The 18,289-nt window shown below is 70.1% G+C and carries 17 protein-coding genes and 2 tRNA genes; 14 read left to right on the top strand and 5 right to left on the bottom strand.

Features of this window, described 5'->3' with window-relative positions; all coding sequences use genetic code 11:
• The first annotated feature begins 289 nt into the window (after nucleotides 1–289).
• The 5 genes from gyrB (at nucleotide 290) to ACX9I7_RS05840 (ending at nucleotide 6,457) form a co-directional block, all read left to right on the top strand.
• The gene (gene gyrB, locus ACX9I7_RS05860) at nucleotides 290–2,341 is read left to right on the top strand and encodes a DNA topoisomerase (ATP-hydrolyzing) subunit B (protein WP_459386698.1); all 2,052 of its coding nucleotides are present in this window, start codon (nucleotides 290–292) and stop codon (nucleotides 2,339–2,341) included.
• 51 nt (nucleotides 2,342–2,392) lie between these two features.
• Complete coding sequence (gyrA, locus tag ACX9I7_RS05855) at nucleotides 2,393–5,014, top strand: DNA gyrase subunit A (protein WP_387577317.1); 2,622 nt, start codon at nucleotides 2,393–2,395, stop codon at nucleotides 5,012–5,014.
• Between the two features lie 213 nt (nucleotides 5,015–5,227).
• Complete coding sequence (locus tag ACX9I7_RS05850) at nucleotides 5,228–5,959, top strand: DUF3566 domain-containing protein (RefSeq protein WP_452672846.1); 732 nt, start codon at nucleotides 5,228–5,230, stop codon at nucleotides 5,957–5,959.
• Between the two features lie 77 nt (nucleotides 5,960–6,036).
• Nucleotides 6,037–6,110 (top strand) — tRNA-Ile (locus ACX9I7_RS05845).
• 212 nt (nucleotides 6,111–6,322) lie between these two features.
• Nucleotides 6,323–6,457, top strand: a complete 135-nt coding sequence (locus ACX9I7_RS05840; RefSeq protein WP_208809277.1) for a DLW-39 family protein — start codon at nucleotides 6,323–6,325, stop codon at nucleotides 6,455–6,457.
• Nucleotides 6,458–6,613: 156 nt separating this feature from the next.
• On the opposite strand, the gene ACX9I7_RS05835 is transcribed toward ACX9I7_RS05840, so the two are convergent.
• The gene (locus tag ACX9I7_RS05835; RefSeq protein ID WP_459386697.1) at nucleotides 6,614–7,744 is read right to left on the bottom strand and encodes a serine/threonine-protein kinase; all 1,131 of its coding nucleotides are present in this window, start codon (nucleotides 7,742–7,744) and stop codon (nucleotides 6,614–6,616) included.
• A 51-nt stretch (nucleotides 7,745–7,795) separates the two neighbouring features.
• Complete coding sequence (locus tag ACX9I7_RS05830) at nucleotides 7,796–8,341, bottom strand: helix-turn-helix domain-containing protein (RefSeq protein ID WP_126915022.1); 546 nt, start codon at nucleotides 8,339–8,341, stop codon at nucleotides 7,796–7,798.
• Nucleotides 8,342–8,459: 118 nt separating this feature from the next.
• Between ACX9I7_RS05830 and ACX9I7_RS05825 the strand changes: the two genes are divergently transcribed.
• Nucleotides 8,460–8,532, top strand: a tRNA-Ala gene (locus tag ACX9I7_RS05825).
• A 179-nt stretch (nucleotides 8,533–8,711) separates the two neighbouring features.
• Here the strand turns inward: ACX9I7_RS05825 and ACX9I7_RS05820 are convergent.
• On the bottom strand, nucleotides 8,712–9,362 hold the full coding sequence (locus ACX9I7_RS05820; RefSeq protein WP_387577324.1) for a DUF5324 family protein: 651 nt from the start codon (nucleotides 9,360–9,362) through the stop codon (nucleotides 8,712–8,714).
• A gap of 228 nt (nucleotides 9,363–9,590) precedes the next feature.
• On the opposite strand from ACX9I7_RS05820, the gene ACX9I7_RS05815 reads away from it, so the two are divergent.
• On the top strand, nucleotides 9,591–10,124 hold the full coding sequence (locus ACX9I7_RS05815; protein ID WP_387577326.1) for a peptidylprolyl isomerase: 534 nt from the start codon (nucleotides 9,591–9,593) through the stop codon (nucleotides 10,122–10,124).
• Nucleotides 10,125–10,293: 169 nt separating this feature from the next.
• Nucleotides 10,294–11,154, top strand: coding sequence for a rhomboid family intramembrane serine protease (locus tag ACX9I7_RS05810; protein WP_387577328.1), 861 nt, complete (start codon nucleotides 10,294–10,296; stop codon nucleotides 11,152–11,154).
• A 294-nt stretch (nucleotides 11,155–11,448) separates the two neighbouring features.
• On the opposite strand, the gene crgA is transcribed toward ACX9I7_RS05810, so the two are convergent.
• On the bottom strand, nucleotides 11,449–11,703 hold the full coding sequence (gene crgA, locus ACX9I7_RS05805; RefSeq protein WP_358623613.1) for a cell division protein CrgA: 255 nt from the start codon (nucleotides 11,701–11,703) through the stop codon (nucleotides 11,449–11,451).
• Nucleotides 11,704–11,865: 162 nt separating this feature from the next.
• On the opposite strand from crgA, the gene ACX9I7_RS05800 reads away from it, so the two are divergent.
• The 6 genes from ACX9I7_RS05800 to ACX9I7_RS05775 all read left to right on the top strand — a co-directional run bounded on the left by ACX9I7_RS05800 (nucleotide 11,866) and on the right by ACX9I7_RS05775 (nucleotide 16,018).
• Nucleotides 11,866–12,630: a DUF881 domain-containing protein gene (locus ACX9I7_RS05800; protein WP_387577330.1), complete on the top strand. Its 765-nt coding sequence runs from the start codon at nucleotides 11,866–11,868 to the stop codon at nucleotides 12,628–12,630.
• Nucleotides 12,631–12,651: 21 nt separating this feature from the next.
• On the top strand, nucleotides 12,652–13,458 hold the full coding sequence (locus tag ACX9I7_RS05795; protein WP_459386696.1) for a class E sortase: 807 nt from the start codon (nucleotides 12,652–12,654) through the stop codon (nucleotides 13,456–13,458).
• 69 nt (nucleotides 13,459–13,527) lie between these two features.
• Nucleotides 13,528–13,725, top strand: coding sequence for a hypothetical protein (locus ACX9I7_RS05790; RefSeq protein WP_189455566.1), 198 nt, complete (start codon nucleotides 13,528–13,530; stop codon nucleotides 13,723–13,725).
• On the top strand, nucleotides 13,722–14,378 hold the full coding sequence (locus ACX9I7_RS05785; RefSeq protein ID WP_358623623.1) for an aminodeoxychorismate/anthranilate synthase component II: 657 nt from the start codon (nucleotides 13,722–13,724) through the stop codon (nucleotides 14,376–14,378). Before ACX9I7_RS05790 ends, ACX9I7_RS05785 begins: the two co-directional genes overlap by 4 nt.
• On the top strand, nucleotides 14,375–15,262 hold the full coding sequence (locus ACX9I7_RS05780) for a class E sortase (RefSeq protein WP_358216049.1): 888 nt from the start codon (nucleotides 14,375–14,377) through the stop codon (nucleotides 15,260–15,262). Before ACX9I7_RS05785 ends, ACX9I7_RS05780 begins: the two co-directional genes overlap by 4 nt.
• 30 nt (nucleotides 15,263–15,292) lie before the next feature.
• Complete coding sequence (locus ACX9I7_RS05775) at nucleotides 15,293–16,018, top strand: class E sortase (RefSeq protein ID WP_387577335.1); 726 nt, start codon at nucleotides 15,293–15,295, stop codon at nucleotides 16,016–16,018.
• A gap of 77 nt (nucleotides 16,019–16,095) precedes the next feature.
• Here the strand turns inward: ACX9I7_RS05775 and pknB are convergent, their stop codons facing one another.
• The gene (gene pknB, locus ACX9I7_RS05770; RefSeq protein ID WP_459386695.1) at nucleotides 16,096–18,141 is read right to left on the bottom strand and encodes a Stk1 family PASTA domain-containing Ser/Thr kinase; all 2,046 of its coding nucleotides are present in this window, start codon (nucleotides 18,139–18,141) and stop codon (nucleotides 16,096–16,098) included.
• Nucleotides 18,142–18,289 lie beyond the last annotated feature (148 nt).

Genomic DNA, 18,289 nt, shown 5'->3' with positions numbered 1-18,289 from the left:
CTCGGCGCACGGTAACGGGCGGTTGACAGCGCGAAGCCGGGTCGAAGCGCTGAGTGCCCCTGTGAGCCTCTTGGAGGCCGGGGCCGCATATGGGGAGTCGGCTGATGCCGGTTCAGGGCGCCACAAGAGGACTCAGGCACCGGCAAACCCCCATTCATGTCAGCGCCACCGGTACACTGGTAGTAATCCCGCCGGATCGCGGGGATCGCCGACTCATACTGACCGACACTGAACGACGCAGCCGCTCCTGCCTTGCCCCGGGAACCCCCGCCGCGGCAGGGGATGGCTTGTGCTGTGCCAGAAAGGGCGCTTCGTGGCCGATTCCGGCAACCCCAACGAGAACACCACCCCCTCCGAGGCCGTGGGCGCCGGGTCCGGCGCCCCTGGCGGTGGCGGTGAGACGTCGTACGACGCCAGTGCGATCACCGTGCTGGAGGGCCTGGACGCGGTCCGCAAGCGGCCCGGCATGTACATCGGTTCCACCGGCGAGCGCGGTCTCCACCACCTCGTCTACGAGGTCGTCGACAACTCCGTCGACGAGGCCCTCGCCGGTCACGCGGACACCATCGACGTGACGATCCTGTCCGACGGCGGCGTCCGCGTCGTCGACAACGGCCGTGGCATCCCGGTCGGCATCGTCCCCTCCGAGGGCAAGCCCGCCGTCGAGGTCGTCCTGACCGTGCTGCACGCGGGCGGCAAGTTCGGCGGCGGCGGCTACGCCGTCTCCGGCGGTCTCCACGGCGTCGGCGTCTCCGTCGTCAACGCCCTGTCCACGCGCGTCGCGGTCGAGGTCAAGACCGACGGCTACCACTGGACGCAGGACTACAAGCTCGGCGTTCCGACCGCCCCGCTGCAGAAGAACGAGCCGACCGACGAGACCGGCACGTCCGTCACCTTCTGGGCCGACGGCGACATCTTCGAGACCACCGAGTACTCCTTCGAGACGCTCTCGCGGCGCTTCCAGGAGATGGCCTTCCTCAACAAGGGCCTGACCATCTCGCTGACCGACGAGCGCCCGGCCCACGTGGACGAGGAGGGCAAGCCCCTCGCCGTCCGCTACCACTACGAGGGCGGCATCTCCGACTTCGTCCGCTACCTCAACTCCCGCAAGGGCGAGGTCGTTCACCCCTCGGTGATCGCCTTCGAGGCCGAGGACAAGGAGCGGATGCTCTCCCTCGAGGTGTCGATGCAGTGGAACACCCAGTACAGCGAGGGTGTCTACAGCTTCGCCAACACCATCCACACCCATGAGGGCGGCACCCACGAGGAGGGCTTCCGCGCGGCGCTCACCGGTCTGATCAACCGCTACGCGCGCGACAAGAAGCTGCTCCGCGAGAAGGACGACAACCTCACGGGCGACGACATCCGCGAGGGCCTGACGGCGATCATCTCCGTCAAGCTCGGCGAGCCGCAGTTCGAGGGCCAGACCAAGACCAAGCTGGGCAACACCGAGGCCAAGACCTTCGTCCAGAAGGTCGTCCACGAGCAGCTCACGGACTGGCTGGACCGAAACCCCAACGAGGCCTCGGACATCATCCGCAAGTCCATCCAGGCGGCCACCGCCCGGGTGGCGGCCCGCAAGGCTCGCGACCTGACCCGCCGCAAGGGCCTGCTGGAGACCGCGTCGCTGCCGGGCAAGCTCTCCGACTGCCAGTCGAACGAGCCGGCCAAGTGCGAGATCTTCATCGTCGAGGGTGACTCCGCCGGCGGCTCGGCCAAGTCCGGCCGCAACCCGCAGTACCAGGCGATCCTCCCGATCCGAGGCAAGATCCTCAACGTCGAGAAGGCGCGGATCGACAAGATCCTGCAGAACACCGAGATCCAGGCGCTGATCTCCGCCTTCGGCACCGGTGTGCACGAGGACTTCGACATCTCGAAGCTCCGCTATCACAAGATCATCCTGATGGCGGACGCCGACGTCGACGGCCAGCACATCAACACCCTGCTGCTCACCTTCCTCTTCCGCTTTATGCGTCCGCTGGTCGAGGCCGGGCACGTCTACCTCTCCCGTCCCCCGCTGTACAAGATCAAGTGGAGCAGGGACGACTTCGAGTACGCGTACTCCGACCGTGAGCGCGACGCCCTGATCCAGCTGGGCCGGGAGAACGGCAAGCGGATCAAGGACGACTCGGTCCAGCGCTTCAAGGGTCTCGGCGAGATGAACGCCGAGGAGCTGCGCGTCACCACCATGGACGTCGACCACCGGGTGCTCGGCCAGGTCACGCTGGACGACGCCGCGCAGGCGGACGACCTGTTCTCGGTGCTCATGGGCGAGGACGTCGAGGCACGGCGTTCCTTCATCCAGCGCAACGCCAAGGACGTCCGCTTCCTCGACATCTGAGCCTGTCGGCCACTCGAAACAGCCCGCAGCGCGAAAGGACTTTGAACAGCAATGGCCGACGAGACCCCTGAGACTCCCACCGCTCCCGTCCCCGAGGTCACGCCCGAGGGTGCCCCGGCGCCCCTGGAGGGCGTGGGCATGCGCGTCGAGCCCGTCGGGCTCGAGACGGAGATGCAGCGCTCGTACCTCGACTACGCGATGAGCGTCATCGTCTCGCGTGCGCTCCCCGACGTCCGCGACGGCCTCAAGCCGGTGCACCGCCGCGTGCTCTACGCGATGTACGACGGCGGCTACCGGCCCGAGAAGGGCTTCTACAAGTGCGCCCGTGTCGTCGGTGACGTCATGGGTACGTACCACCCGCACGGCGACGCCTCCATCTACGACGCGCTCGTCCGCCTCGCCCAGCCCTGGGCCATGCGGATGCCGCTCGTCGACTCCAACGGCAACTTCGGCTCCCCGGGCAACGACCCGGCCGCCGCCATGCGCTACACCGAGTGCAAGATGGCGCCGCTGTCGATGGAGATGGTCCGGGACATCGACGAGGAGACCGTCGACTTCCAGGACAACTACGACGGCCGCAACCAGGAGCCGACGGTCCTGCCGTCGCGCATCCCCAACCTGCTGGTGAACGGTTCCGCCGGTATCGCCGTCGGCATGGCCACCAACATCCCGCCGCACAACCTGCGCGAGGTGGCCGAGGGCGCCCAGTGGTTCCTGGCCAACCCCGAGGCCTCCGCCGAGGAGCTGCTCGACGCGCTCGTCGAGCGGATCAAGGGCCCCGACTTCCCGACCGGCGCCCTCGTGGTGGGCCGCAAGGGCATCGAGGAGGCCTACCGCACCGGCCGCGGCTCGATCACCATGCGCGCCGTCGTCGAGGTCGAGGAGATCCAGAACCGCCAGTGCCTGGTGGTCACCGAGCTGCCCTACCAGGTCAACCCGGACAACCTCGCCCAGAAGATCGCCGACCTGGTGAAGGACGGGAAGATCGGCGGCATCGCCGACGTCCGTGACGAGACCTCCTCGCGCACGGGCCAGCGCCTGGTGATCGTCCTCAAGCGGGACGCGGTCGCCAAGGTCGTCCTCAACAACCTCTACAAGCACACCGACCTCCAGACCAACTTCGGCGCGAACATGCTGGCGCTGGTCGACGGTGTGCCGCGCACCCTCTCGCTGGACGCGTTCATCCGCAACTGGGTGACGCACCAGATCGAGGTCATCGTCCGGCGCACCCGCTTCCGTCTGCGCAAGGCGGAGGAGCGCGCCCACATCCTGCGCGGCCTGCTCAAGGCCCTGGACGCCATCGACGAGGTCATCGCGCTCATCCGGCGCAGCGACACCGTCGACGTCGCCCGCACGGGCCTGATGGACCTGCTGCGGATCGACGAGATCCAGGCCAACGCCATCCTCGAGATGCAGCTGCGCCGACTGGCCGCCCTGGAGCGCCAGAAGATCACCGCCGAGCACGACGACCTCCAGGCGAAGATCAACGAGTACAACGCCATCCTGGCCTCGCCGGAGCGGCAGCGCGGCATCATCAGCGACGAACTGACGGCGATCGTCGAGAAGTTCGGCGAGGACCGGCGCAGCAAGCTGGTGCCCTTCGAAGGCGACATGTCCATCGAGGACCTGATCGCCGAGGAGGACATCGTCGTCACCATCACGCGTGGCGGCTACGTCAAGCGCACCAAGACCGACGACTACCGCTCGCAGAAGCGCGGCGGCAAGGGCGTGCGCGGTACGAAGCTGAAGGAAGACGACATCGTCGACCACTTCTTCGTCTCCACCACCCACCACTGGCTGCTCTTCTTCACCAACAAGGGCCGGGTCTACCGGGCCAAGGCGTACGAGCTGCCGGACGCCGGCCGGGACGCGCGCGGTCAGCACGTGGCCAACCTGCTGGCCTTCCAGCCGGACGAGAAGATCGCCCAGATCCTCGCCGTCCGCGACTACGAGGCCGCGCCCTACCTGGTGCTGGCCACCAAGTCGGGCCTGGTGAAGAAGACCTCGCTGAAGGACTACGACTCGCCGCGCTCCGGCGGTGTCATCGCCATCAACCTCCGCGAGACGGACGGTGGCGTCGAGGACGAGCTGATCGGCGCCGAGCTGGTCTCCGCCACGGACGACCTGCTGCTGATCAGCAAGAAGGCGCAGTCCATCCGCTTCACCGCTTCGGACGACACCCTCCGTCCGATGGGCCGTGCCACCTCCGGTGTCAAGGGCATGAGCTTCCGCGAGGGTGACGAGCTCCTCTCGATGAATGTGGTCCGTCCCGGTACGTTCGTCTTCACCGCCACCGACGGCGGGTACGCCAAGCGCACCAACGTCGACGAGTACCGCGTCCAGGGTCGCGGCGGCCTCGGCATCAAGGCCGCCAAGATCGTGGAGGACCGCGGTTCCCTGGTCGGCGCCCTGGTGGTCGAGGAGGGCGACGAGATTCTGGCCATCACGCTGGGCGGCGGTGTGATCCGCACCCGGGTCGCCGAAGTCCGGGAGACGGGCCGTGACACCATGGGCGTCCAACTGATCAACCTGGGCAAGCGCGATGCCGTCGTGGGCATCGCCCGGAACGCCGAGGCCGGTCGCGAGGCTGAGGGTGTCGACGAGGTGACCGACGCGGCCGAGGGCGGGTCCGAGGCGGCCGAGGGCACCACGCCTGAGCACACCGAGGAGTAATACGTGAGTCGAGCCACGGGCACCGCCAAGAGCGGTGCGGGCGCCGAGCGGCAGGAAGCCGCCCCACCCGTCCCCTCCGACACGGAGGCCCGTGGCTCGGCCGCGGACGGCACGGCCGGTGAAGACGGCGCTGCCGACAAGGTCGGCGCTGCCGACAAGGACGGCGCGGGCTCCCGGGCCGGTGGCACCAGGACCGCAGTCAAGGGGGAGACCATGACGGAGACCCGAGGTCCACAGCCGTACCACCCGCCGAAGGCGTACGAGCCTCCGGCCGAACGCTCCGATTCCGATTCCGCCTCCGAGCCCGCCGCCGAGGCCGCCAAGGCCTCCGGCGGGGCCGCCAAGGGGGCCAAGAACGGCAAGGGCGCCAAGGACGGGAAGCCTTCCCAGGCCGCCCGGTCCGCCCAGGCCGGTCCTGCGGCCAAGTCCGGCCCGGCCGGTCAGGACGCGAAGGCGGGCAAGGACGCGAAGGCCGCCAAGGTGCCCGGGCCCGCCCGGTCGCCCGAGGGCGCCGCCGGCCAGGACCCGGCCTCCGCGCAGCGCCCGGCGGCCCGTACGGCCCCCACGGGCCCGCGTACGCGCAAGGCCAGGCTGCGGGTGGCGAAGGCCGACCCGTGGTCGGTGATGAAGGTCAGCTTCCTGCTGTCGGTCGCCCTCGGCGTCTGCACGATCGTGGCCGCGGCCGTCCTGTGGTCGGTCATGGACGCGATGGGCGTCTTCCAGGCCGTCGGCGGCACGGTCAGCGACGCCACGGCCTCCGGCGAGGGCGGCGGCTTCGACCTGGAGTCGTTCCTTTCGCTGCCACACGTGCTGCTCTTCACGACCGTCATCGCGGTGGTCGACGTCGTGCTGGCGACCGCCCTGGCCACGCTGGCCGCCTTTGTCTACAACCTCGCCGCCGGTTTCGTGGGCGGTGTTGAGCTGACGCTCGCCGAGGACGAATAGCGCCGCCCGGGGCACGGGGCCCGGGCGATTTTGGGACTGGGCCCCAAGTGCGCTAATCTTTCGGTGTCGCAAGGCGCGGGGCTATAGCTCAGACGGTTAGAGCGCTTCCCTGATAAGGAAGAGGCCACAGGTTCAAGTCCTGTTAGCCCCACAGTACGATCGGCCCGGACGGAATTCTCCGTCCGGCCCGATCGCTTTTGGGAGTTCATGCCGCCCCGTACGGCCGCCGGTGGACCCGGGCGCCGGGCGCGCGCCGGAGCGGCCCCGGCAAGGGAGCGGGCACAGGTCACCGATCGGTATCGGCCGGTGTGTATCATCGGCCACCAGAGGCTCCCTTACGTCAAGGAAAGACGAGGTCGCGCGGTGAAGAAGCTGCTCCTGGTCGCACTGGCCGCCATCGGCGGGCTCCTCGTGTACCGGCAGATCCAGGCGGATCGCGCCGAGCAGGACCTGTGGACGGAGGCGACCGACTCCGTTCCCTCGGGTTCGGGTGTGTGAGTCGCCGGTTCCGCGACACGAACTGAACTGAAGCAGGGCCCCGGCCGCGGAAGCGGCCGGGGCCCTGTTCGTGCGTTCGGGCCCGGACCGTTTGCGCGGCCGTTTGCACCGAGGATTTGGTTGCGTACGCAAATAAAATGATTGCGAACGTAAAGATCATCCGCCCTGTCCGGCGACGAGCGCCCACACCCCGATCGCGAGGCTGAGCAGGGCCACGAGCAGCACCGGCACGACCACCTTCGACGGTGGCCCGGAGGGCCGTCGCGGGCTCCGCGAGGACGCCGCGGAGGGCTCCTGTGCGGGCGGTGGAGGCAGGGGCGGAGGAACGGGCGGGGCAAGCGGTCGCGGGGCGGTGTAGGGGCGCGTGGGCGGGTAGGCGGGACGCGGCGGTTGCGGCGCCGGCCGGCGCTCCGGCCCGTCCGGGCCGAAGCCCGGCGGCAGCGGGCCCAACTGGTCGAAGACCTCGATCCGCTCCTCGTCGGCGTCGGGCGGATCCAGCAGCTCCACGGCCGCCGCGAGGGCCTTGCGCGCCCCCGTGGCCGTGCGGAAGCGGGCGTACGGATCGGGGTGGAGGAGATTCGCGACGACCTCCCAGAGCGGCTCCGGCACCTCCTGGGGAGCGCTCGGCACCCCCTGCTCGGGGAACAGCTCGACCAGCGCCTCGGCGTCCGGCTTCCGGCCCGTGAGGAGATAGAGCGCCACCAGCCCGACGGCGAAGAGGTCGGCGGGAAAGTCCGGTTCCTCGCCCAGCATTTGCTCCGGCGCGAAGTAACCCGGCGTCCCCATGACGAAGTTGGTGTCCGTGAGCCTCGGCTCGCCCTTGCGCATGGCGATCCCGAAATCGGAGAGCCGTAAATGCGGGCGGCCCGTACCGGTCGCTTCCAAAAGGAGGTTGGCCGGTTTGATGTCCCGGTGCACGACGCCTTCCGCGTGCACCGCGCCGAGCCCGGACAGCAGCTGATCCAGTAATACGCAGACGAAATGCGCCGGCAACGGCCCGTAGTCGCCGATGAGATGGGCGAGCGAGCCGCCGCCCACCATCTCCATGGTGAACAGCACCTTGTCGTCGTCGGCCGCCCAGCTCATCGGCGCCAGCACATGGGGATGATCGATGCGCAGCGCCTGCTCGCGGACGAACCTCAGCAGCGTGTGGGCGTCGCTCTGCTGAAGCACCTTCGCCGCCACATAGCGCTTCCGTCGCTGGTCCCAGGCCCGCCAGACGGCGCCCGCCCCGCCCCGCCCGATCGGGTCCACCAGCTCGTACCGCCCAGCGAAGAGCTCACCCATGTCGTGCGCGTCACCCCCGCCCCCGCCGTGCGCCGGCGCCCCCCGGCACGGTCAGCTCTGGTGCGCCTCGTAGTGGGCGACCGCCTCGGCGGTCCGCCCGGCGCCGTACACCCGGAGGAACTCGGCGAGTTCGGGATGGGCGGGGCCGAGGGTCTCGGCGGCGTCGATGATGTCCCCCGCGCCCGCCACCGACCGCAGCAGCGACTGGATCTCGCGCACCACCCGGCGCACGGTCGGCGCCCCGCTGCTGGCCGTGGTCTGGGTGGAGTTGAGGACGGAGCCGCCCGAGCTCTTCTTGACCTCCTCCATCCGCTCCGCGGCCTCCGCCGCGCTCACGGTGCCGTCCGCGACCTGGCTGGAGAGCTCCTGGAGCGCCTGCACCCGCTGGACCACGGCGGGATTGCCGATCTTGGCGCGCTGACCGCTCATCAGCTGGGAGAGCATGGGGGCGGAAAGGCCCAGAACGGACGCGAGGCGGGCCTGGTTGAGGCCGAGGTCGTCGATGAGACGGCGGAAGAGCGCCCCCAACGGCTCCCCGTACCAGCTGCGCTGTAGCTCCCGTGCGCGGGCGGTGGCTTCCTGCTGTGCTGCGTCCATCACGCTCTCCCCTTCGCTTCGCTGCCGCGAATCTTGCGGTGCATCCTACGGAGAGTGGTGGGTCGCGGCGATACCCGGTCGGGAAAGAGCGCCGACACCGGGTAGTCTGGTCCCCGACGGGGCCTTAGCTCAGTTGGTAGAGCGCTGTCTTTGCATGGCAGATGTCAGGGGTTCGACTCCCCTAGGCTCCACATGGAAAACCCCTCCGACCTGCGGAAACGTGGTCGGAGGGGTTTTGTCGTCCCCGGGGGCCGGGCGGTGCGGCCGGGGTGTGTGCCGAGTGTGTGCGGGCCGTGTGGAGGGCCTGTGCCGCCGCCCGTTTCGCCGCCCCTCGGCCGCAGTCGTCAGGGACGGTCGCCGGGCGCGGTCGTCAGGGACGGTCGGTGTCGTCCTCGGTGGACGACTCCGTGTCGGCCCGGTCCTGCTTGGCCTGGACCTCCGGGTCGAGGGCGGAACGGCCACCGCTGCCGTCGACGGAGGACAGGTGCGCGCGGTCGGCGGGCTCGGTGGCCTCCGGGGGCTCGACGAGCCAGTCGGGGTTGGCCTGCCGGTCCCACCACTTCCAGGCGACGACGGCGCCGGCCGTGAGGAGGCCGAACACGACGAGCCGCCTGGCCACGCGTCCGGTGCGGCAGCGGCGGTTCCGGCGGCGGGTCAGTTTCTCCACGTCGTCGGCGGACACCTGGCCGCGCAGCGCGGCGATGGCGGCCGTGCCCCGGGAGAGGGCCTCGTCCCGCACGGGCTCGGCGACGGCGCGGGCCTTCGTCGCGACCTGGTCGACCTTGGGCGGCAGGGCACCGCGCGCGTGCTCGATGCGCGGCTGGAGGTGGGCGTCGTACTGTGAACGGGCCTGGTGGGCGGCCTCGGCGACCTTGGGCGCGAGCCGGGTGCGGGCCTCGTGGGCGTAGTGCACGGCGGCGTCCTTGGCCGTGCCGGCGTAGGGCGCCACCACTTCCGCGGCGTGGCGCACGCTGTCCTTGGCGGTGCTGGTCGCGGCGCGCACGCTGTCCTTGCGGGTCACGGGATCCTCCTCCTCGGTGGCGTATGGTTTGTCGCCTTTCCACCCAGTGGAAAAATCATGCCTGCCGATGGGCGGTCCGGCATGTGCGATCGGGCATCCGGGTCATCAGGGGAGCTCCGGTCGACAATGCCACGGTTCGCCGTCGCGCGCCGGGCTTTGTCGGCTACTCGCCGCGAAGCCGCCGTGCGAGGATCGGTGGCTGTCAGTGAACACTATGGAAGGTAGATCGTGGCCGAGCAGCTTTACGCCACCCTGAAGACCAACCAGGGCGACATCGAGATCCGGCTTCTGCCGAACCACGCCCCCACCACGGTGAAGAACTTCGTCGAGCTGGCGAAGGGCGAGCGCGAGTGGGTGAACCCGGAGACGGGCGCCAAGACGACGGACAAGCTGTACGACGGCACGATCTTCCACCGTGTCATCAGTGGCTTCATGATCCAGGGTGGTGACCCGCTGGGCAACGGCACCGGCGGCCCGGGCTACCAGTTCAAGGACGAGTTCCACCCGGACCTCGCCTTCACCAAGCCGTACCTGCTGGCCATGGCCAACGCCGGTCCGGGCACCAACGGCTCGCAGTTCTTCATCACCGTGTCGCCCACCACCTGGCTGACCGGCAAGCACACCATCTTCGGCGAGGTCACGAACGACGCGTCGAAGAAGGTCGTGGACGCCATCGCCGCCACCGCCACCAACCCGCGCACCGACCGTCCGGTCAACGACGTGGTCATCGAGTCGGTCGTCGTCGAGACCCGCGAGGGCTGACGACCGCTCCGCACACCCCGCGAGGATCCGCCGTGGGGCCCCCGGGCCCCGGCGTCCCATGGGAACCTGGCGCCCCGCCCGTCCGTATGACGGGCGGGGCCGTGCGTTGTGCGGTGGGCACACCGGCCCGGCACAGGGGCGAGGGCCCGACACAGGGGCGAGGGAGAGCATGAACGAGCAGGCCGTCCGCTGCTACCGGCATCCGGACCGGGAGACAGGCATCCGCTGCGCCCGCTGCGAGCGCCCCATCTGCCCGGAGTGCATGGTGAGCGCGTCCGTGGGATTCCAGTGCCCGGAGTGCGTGAGCAGCGGTTCCGGCACGGGCCACGACCCCCGGGCGACCGCGGCGCGCACGGTCGCCGGCGCGGTGCACACGACCGATCCGCGGCTGGTCACCAAGGTCCTGCTGGGGATCAACATCGCGGTGTGGATCGCGGTGATGGCCACCGGGGACCGGCTGGTGGACGCCCTGGAACTGTTCGGGCGGGCGACGCTGTCGGACTTCGGCCCGCTGGAGGGCGTCGCCGAGGGGCAGTGGTACCGGTTGCTGACCGCGATGTTCCTGCATCAGCAAGTCATGCACATCGCCTTCAACATGCTCTCGCTGTGGTGGCTGGGCCCGGCGCTGGAGGCGGCGCTGGGCCGTGCCCGCTATCTGGCCCTGTATCTGCTGGCCGGTCTCGGCGGCAGCGCGCTCACCTATCTCGTCGCCGCGCCCAACCAGCCGTCGCTCGGCGCCTCGGGCGCGATCTTCGGTCTGCTGGGTGCCACGGCGGTGCTGATGCGGCGTCTGAAGTACGACATGCGGCCGGTCGTCGCGCTGCTCGTGCTCAACCTGATCTTCACCTTCACCTGGAGCAACATCGCCTGGGAGGCGCACGTCGGCGGCCTGGTGGTGGGCACGGCGGTGGCCTACGGGATGGTGCACGCCCCGCGCGGCAAGCGGCTGCTGGTCCAGCGGCTGACCTGTGCGGCGGCCCTGCTGGTGATCGCCGCCATGGTGGTCGTCCGGACGGCGCAGCTCACCTGATCCCGGCCCGCCGTTCCGCCCGGTCCGGCCGGGGGCCGTGCCGAGGGGCGCGGGTCACCCACATCGGTGGACGCACAGGTTGTCCACAACGACGGGGGATCGTGGACCCCATCCTGTGGGAACGGGTGTTCTAGGTCCGCGCACCCCTGCCGAGCTGCGTTTTCGCTGGAAGGCGCCGGTGTGACCATGGATACACAGCGCTTGCGATCAGTCACACCGGCGTCAATGCCAGGGAAGTTATCCACAGATCTTCTGAGTTTTCCCCACTGTGGACGAGGGTGTGGATAACTCGCGCTACTTCCACTGGGTGGAGACGACGAACCCCGCCGCGATGAAGCCGAAGCCGACCACGATGTTCCAGTTCTTCAGGGACTCCACCGGCATGTCGCCGCTCGTCACGTAGAAGATCACGATCCAGGCCAGGCCGATCAGGAACAGCGCCAGCATCAGTGGCGCCACCCAGCGACGCCCCGTCGCCAGCTTGATGCTCTGCTGCTTCACCTGCGGCGGCGTGAAGTCGTCTTTCTTGCGGATCCGTGACTTCGGCACGAGGAAACTCTCCTGTCGATGCGCTGCGTGACCGCGCTGGGGTTCACATGGGGCTGGGTATCACATGGGCTGTCCGCCGGGGCGGGAGCGACGGGAGCGCTTCGTTCCCCCGGGCGTCCGTTAGCGTAGTGCTTCCGCGGCGTCGGAGAGGATAAGGGTACGGTGAGTAATTCTGCGGACTCCACCAGCGGGCCCATCCGGCGCTTCCGTCCGGTGCGGCTGCTGACCGGCGGTGTCTTCGCCCTCGCGGGCCTCATCTTCTGGATGAGCTTCAACACCGCCCAGGGCACCAACATCCGCACCGACGACTCCATGCTCCGCCTTTCGGACCTCATCCGGGAACGCAGCCGCAAGAACGGCGACCTCGAGGACAGCGCCGCGGCGGCCCGCGCCCAGGTCGACGCCCTCGCCCGGCGTGACAACGGTGGCACGGCGGCCGAACAGCGCAAGCTCGCCGACCTGGAGGACTCCGCCGGCACCCGCAAGCTCGCCGGCCAGGGCATGACCGTCACCCTCACCGACGCCCCGCCCAACGCCACCGCGAAGATCCCCGGGGTGCCCCAGCCCCAGCCCAACGACCTCGTCATCCACCAGCAGGACCTCCAGGCCGTCGTCAACGCCCTCTGGCAGGGCGGCGCCCGGGGCATCCAGGTGATGGACCAGCGGCTGATCTCCACCAGCGCGGTCCGCTGCGTGGGCAACACCCTCATCCTCCAGGGCCGCGTCTACTCGCCGCCGTACAAGATCACCGCAGTCGGTGACCGGGGCGCCCTCCGCAAGGCCCTGGACGCCTCCCCCGCGATCCAGAACTACCTCCAGTACGTCGCCGCCTACGGCCTCGGCTGGAAAGTCGACCAGCACGAGGCGGTGACTCTCCCCGGCTACTCGGGCACAGTGGATCTCCACTACGCCAAGCCCATGGGATGACCCCCGGGAGGTGTCCGGCCGGTGCGCTCACGCCTCGTCGTACGGACGCTCAGCGAACTGTGCCTGACCGTCGGCACGCTGATCGTGCTCTTCGTCGTCTACCTCCTCTACTGGACCGGCGTCCGCGCCGACAGCGCCATGGACGACGAGATCGGCCGGCTCCGGGAGCGCTGGGCCGCCGGCCCGCCCGCCGCCGCACCACCCTCCACGCCGGCTCCTGACGCCCCCTCAGCGCCCGTCGACGGCCCCCGGACCGCCTCCCCGGCACCGCCGGTACCCCCGGCGCCCCGCGCCGGTGACGCGCCCTCTGTCGCGGGCAGCGGCGCGCAGGCATCACCCGCGCGCCCCGCCGGGCAGCGCCCCGGAGCGGCCTTCGCCGTGATGTACGTCCCCCGGCTGGGCTCCGGCTGGGCCAAGCCCGTCCTGGAGGGCACCGGCACCGAGCTGCTGAAACGGGGCCTCGGCCACTACGCGGGCACCGCGCCCCCCGGCGGCACCGGCAACTTCGCCGTCGCCGGCCACCGCCGCACCTACGGCGACCCCTTCAAGGACCTCGACGAGCTGCGGCCCGGCGACGCGGTGGTGATCAACGACGGGACGACCTGGTTCACCTACCGCGTCGACACCCCACCCCACCGGACGCTGCCCACCGACGTCGCCGTGATCGACCCCGTGCCCGCCGGGTCCGGCTACCGGGAGCCCGGCCGCTATCTGACCCTGACCACCTGCGATCCGGAGTGGGGACACAGCCACCGGCTCATCGTCTGGGGCCATCTGGCCGAGACCCGTCCGGTCTCCGGCGGCAGGCCCGCGGCTTTGTCCGGCTGACCCCCGCGGGCGGGGCGCCGACCCTTAGTCTGGTGCCCAAACATCCAATCATCGGCGAGTGGGTAGAGCATGTACGTCTGGATCTGGCGTCATCTGCCGGGCAACGCGTGGGTGAAGGCGCTGATCTCCCTGCTGCTCGTGCTGGCGGCCGTCTACGTCCTCTTCCAGTACGTCTTCCCCTGGGCGGAACCGCTGCTGCCGTTCAACGACGTCACGGTCGACAACGGCATGCCGGTGAGCAACGGAACGGTGGCGGTGGTCCGGTGAGCGCACGCATCCTCGTCGTGGACAACTACGACAGCTTCGTCTTCAACCTCGTCCAGTACCTCTACCAGCTCGGCGCCGAATGCGAGGTGCGCCGCAACGACGAGGTCGAGCCCGCGCACGCCCAGGACGGCTTCGACGGTGTCCTCCTCTCGCCCGGCCCGGGCGCGCCCGAGGAGGCGGGGGTCTGCATCGACATGGTGCGCCACTGCGCCGCCACGGGCGTGCCGGTCTTCGGCGTCTGCCTGGGCATGCAGTCGATGGCCGTCGCCTACGGCGGCGTCGTCGACCGGGCGCCCGAGCTGCTGCACGGCAAGACCTCCCCCGTGACGCACGAGGGCAAGGGCGTCTTCCACGGCCTCCCGTCGCCCTTCACGGCCACCCGCTACCACTCGCTGGCCGCCGAGCGCGACAGCTGGCCGGACGAGCTGGAGATCACCGCCTGGACGACCCCTTCCGATTCCTCACAAGGCGGGGTGATCATGGGCCTGCGCCACCGCGACCTGCCGGTCGAGGGCGTGCAGTTCCACCCGGAGTCCGTGCTCACCGAGTGGGGCCACCGCATGCTGGCCAACTGGCTGGTCGCCTGTGGCGACATGGGGGCGGTGGAACGGTCGGCAGGGCTCGCCCCGGTGGTGGGCAAGGCCGGGGCGTGACCGCGGCGTACGACTCCGGGGCCTACGCCCCCGGGGCCGTGGCCCAGCCGCTGCCGCCCGAGGACGAGGCGACGATGACGCTCCGGCGCGTCGAGCCGGAGGGGCCGGCGCGGTCCGAGCGGCCGGAGCGCCCGGTGGTGACCGGCGGGCGCGCGGAGCGCCGCCGCGCCGCCCAACGGGCCGCGCGCGCCCGCAGGGACAGCCCCGGGGTGATAGCCAGCCGGGTCGTGGGCGAGCTGTTCATCACCCTGGGCGTGGTCATGCTGCTGTTCGTCGCCTACCAGCTGTGGTGGACGAACGTCATCGCCCATCGCCAGGCGGGCGGTACGGCCGACAGCCTGCGGCACAGTTGGGACAAGGGCGGCGCCCAGGGCGCCGCCCGGGACGCGGGGGAGTTCTCGCCGGGCCAGGGCTTCGCGATCATCTACATCCCCAAGCTGGACGTGAAGGCCCCCATCGCCGAGGGCGTCGGCAAGCACCAGGTGCTGGACCGCGGCATGGTCGGCCACTACGCCACCGGAAGCCTCAAGACCGCGATGCCCTGGGACAAGCAGGGCAACTTCGCGCTCGCGGGCCACCGCAACACCCATGGCGAACCGTTCCGCTACGTCAACAGGCTGCAGCCCGGCGACAAGGTCGTCGTCGAGACGCAGAGCACCTTCTACACCTATGAGATGACAAGCCGTCTGGATCAGACGTCCCCGGCGAACACCAAGGTCATCGACCCCGTTCCGGCCGGCTCCGGCTTCACCGGGCCCGGCCGCTACATCACGCTGACCACCTGCACCCCCGAGTTCACCAGTACGTACCGCATGGTGGTGTGGGGCAAGATGGTCGACGAGCGGCCCCGGAGCAAGGGAAAACCGGACGCGCTCGTGGAGTGACGGCACAGCGGAGAACGGGGTACGGGCGCGGTGGCACGGACCGACGGCGACGAGCCACGGCGACAGGACCTCGCACGGAGGCGGCTCGCCGCCGTCGTCGGCGTCATAGGCGAGCTGCTGATCACCGCCGGTGTGATCATGGCGCTCTTCGTGGCCTACTCGCTGTGGTGGACGAACGTCCTCGCCGACCGCGAGGCCAAGCGCCAGGGCAGCCACGTACGCGACAACTGGGCCAAGGCCCCGGCCACGGCCACCGGACCGGGCGCGCTGGACACCAAGGACGGCATCGGCTTCCTCCACGTACCGGCCATGCGGAACGGCGAGGTGCTGGTCAAGCCCGGCACCGGCGGCAAGGTCCTCAACGAGGGCGTCGCCGGCTTCTACCGCGAGCCCGTCAAGGCGGGCATGCCCTGGGACCGGCAGGGCAACTTCACCCTCGCCGCCCACCGCGACGGGCACGGCGCCAAGTTCCACAACATCGACAAGATCAAGACCGGTGACCCGGTCGTCTTCGAGACCCGCGACACCTGGTACGTCTACAAGGTCTACGCCGACCTCAAGGAGACCTCCCGCTTCAACGTCGACGTCCTCGACTCCGTGCCGAAGGAGTCCGGGAAGACCCGGCCGGGCCGCTACCTCACCCTGACGACCTGCACGCCGGTCTACACCTCCGACTACCGCTACATCGTCTGGGCCGAGCTGGAGCGCACGGAGAAGGTCGACGCCAAGCGCACCCCGCCCAAGGAGCTGCGCTGAGCGGCGGCTGACAGCGAGACAGCGAAAAGCCCCGGCATCCTTCGCGGATGCCGGGGCTTTTCGCTGTCCTACGGGCGTCAGTGACGACGGCCGCCGATGATGCCGCCGAAGAAGCCGGTGTCCTGGTCGGTGCCGCCGGGCTGGCCGCCCTGCTGACCGCCGGGGTTGCCGCCCGGGTTCGGGGCGCCGGCGATGGTCGTCAGGTTCACCGGGGTGTCCTTGGGCACCTGGGCGCCCGCGGCCGGGTCGGACACCAGCACCAGGGCGTTGTCGTCCTGCGGGCCGGTGATGTTGCCGACCTTCAGGCCCGCGCCCGTCAGCGCGTTCCTGGCGTCCTTGAGCTTCTGGTTGACCACGGCGGGGACGCCGACCTTCTGCTGGGCCGCGCCCTTGGAGACGAACAGGGTGACCGTCGAGCCGGGCCGCGCGGAGGTGTTGCCGTCGGGGCTCTGCCGGGTGACCGTATTGGCGGGCTGAGTGGAGTCCTCGTCCTCGCGGGTCACCTGGAAGCCCAGGTCCTTGAGCTGCTTCTGCGCCGCGTCGAAGGGCTGACCGGTCACGGACGGCACCGTCTTGCTCGCCGCCTGGGTGGCCACCGTGAGGGTGATCTCCGCACCCTTCTCGGCCTTCTCACCGGCGTCAGGGTCCTGCTTGGTGACCTGGCCGGCGGGCTGGCTGGACTCCTCCTGCTTCTGCGTCACCGTGAAGCCCAGGGACTCCAGCTGTGCCTTGGCCTGGTCGAACGACTGGCCGGTCACCTTCGGGACCTCGATCTGGACCGGGCCCTTGGACAGCGAGACCTTGACCTCGGTGTCTCGCTCGACCTTGGTGCCCGCCTTGGGGTCCTGGTCGCAGACCTTGCCCTTGGGCTGGTCGCAGTTCTTCTGCTCGCCCTCGACGACCTTGAAGCCGCCGTTGTCGCCGGAGCGCTTGGCCTCGGCGAGGGTCTGGCCGGTGAGGGGCGGGATGGTCACCTTGGAGTTGTTGCCGCCGCCGCTGAAGAGCGACTTGCCGATGAAGATCGCGCCGACGAGCACCAGCACGCCCGCGACGACCAGCAGGATCGTCGAGAGGTTGCTCTTGCGGCCGTTCCCGCCGCCGCGCCGGCCGCCGTGCGAGCCGTTGTCGTAGCCGCCGTAGCCCCCGCCGTCCGCCACCGGCGGCATCATCGACGTCTGGGCCATGTGCCCCTGGTCCTGGGACCGGAGCATGGTGGTCGGCTGGTCCGCCATGCCGTAGCCGCCCCCGCCCATGGCGCCGAGCGCGGCCGCCGCGGCCACCGGACGGCCCTCCAGGGACGCCTCGATGTCGGCGCGCATCTCGTCGGCCGACTGGTAGCGGTAGTCCGGATCCTTGGTCAGCGCCTTGAGGACGATGGCGTCGATCTCGGGCGCCACGTCGGGGTCGTACGTGCTCGGCGGGTTCGGCTCCTCCCGCACGTGCTGATAGGCGACGGCCACCGGCGAGTCGCCGATGAACGGGGGCCGGACCGCCAGCAGCTCGTAGAGCAGACAGCCGGTGGAGTAGAGGTCGGAGCGCGCGTCGACCTGCTCGCCCTTGGCCTGCTCGGGCGAGAGGTACTGGGCGGTGCCGATGACGGCCGCCGTCTGCGTCATGGTCATGCCGGCGTCGCCCATGGCCCGGGCGATGCCGAAGTCCATGACCTTGACCTGGCCCGTGCGGGTGAGCATGACGTTGGCGGGCTTGATGTCCCGGTGGACGATGCCGGCCCGGTGGGAGTACTCCAGCGCCTGGAGCACCCCGATGGTCATCTCCAGGGTGCGCTCGGGCAGCAGCTTCCGGCCGGAGTGCAGCAGCTCGCGCAGCGTCGACCCGTCGACGTACTCCATGACGATGTACGGGATCGAGACCCCGTCCACGTAGTCCTCGCCGGTGTCGTACACGGCGACGATCGACGGGTGGTTGAGCGAGGCGGCCGACTGGGCCTCACGACGGAACCGGGCCTGGAAGGACGGATCGCGGGCGAGGTCCACCCGCAGCGTCTTCACGGCGACGGTGCGGCCGAGCCGGGTGTCGTGCGCGAGGTAGACCTCCGCCATGCCACCGCGGCCGAGCACCGAGCCCAGCTCGTACCGGCCGCCGAGGCGACGCGGCTCTTCCATAGCTCCAGCCCTTCCGTGTTCCTGACCTCACCGGCGTGGGTCCGGCGGTGTGCTGTCCGGCATACCGTACCCGGCGCGCCGGGTGCCTTCGGGGCGCCACCGGCACCCGATATACGACCGGTACAGACGGAGGAGTGGTTCGGCCGTG

Source organism: Streptomyces sp. L500 (assembly GCF_054551825.1).
The sequence above is the reverse complement of the archived record's forward strand: the minus strand, read 5'-3'. Positions and strand labels throughout refer to the sequence as shown.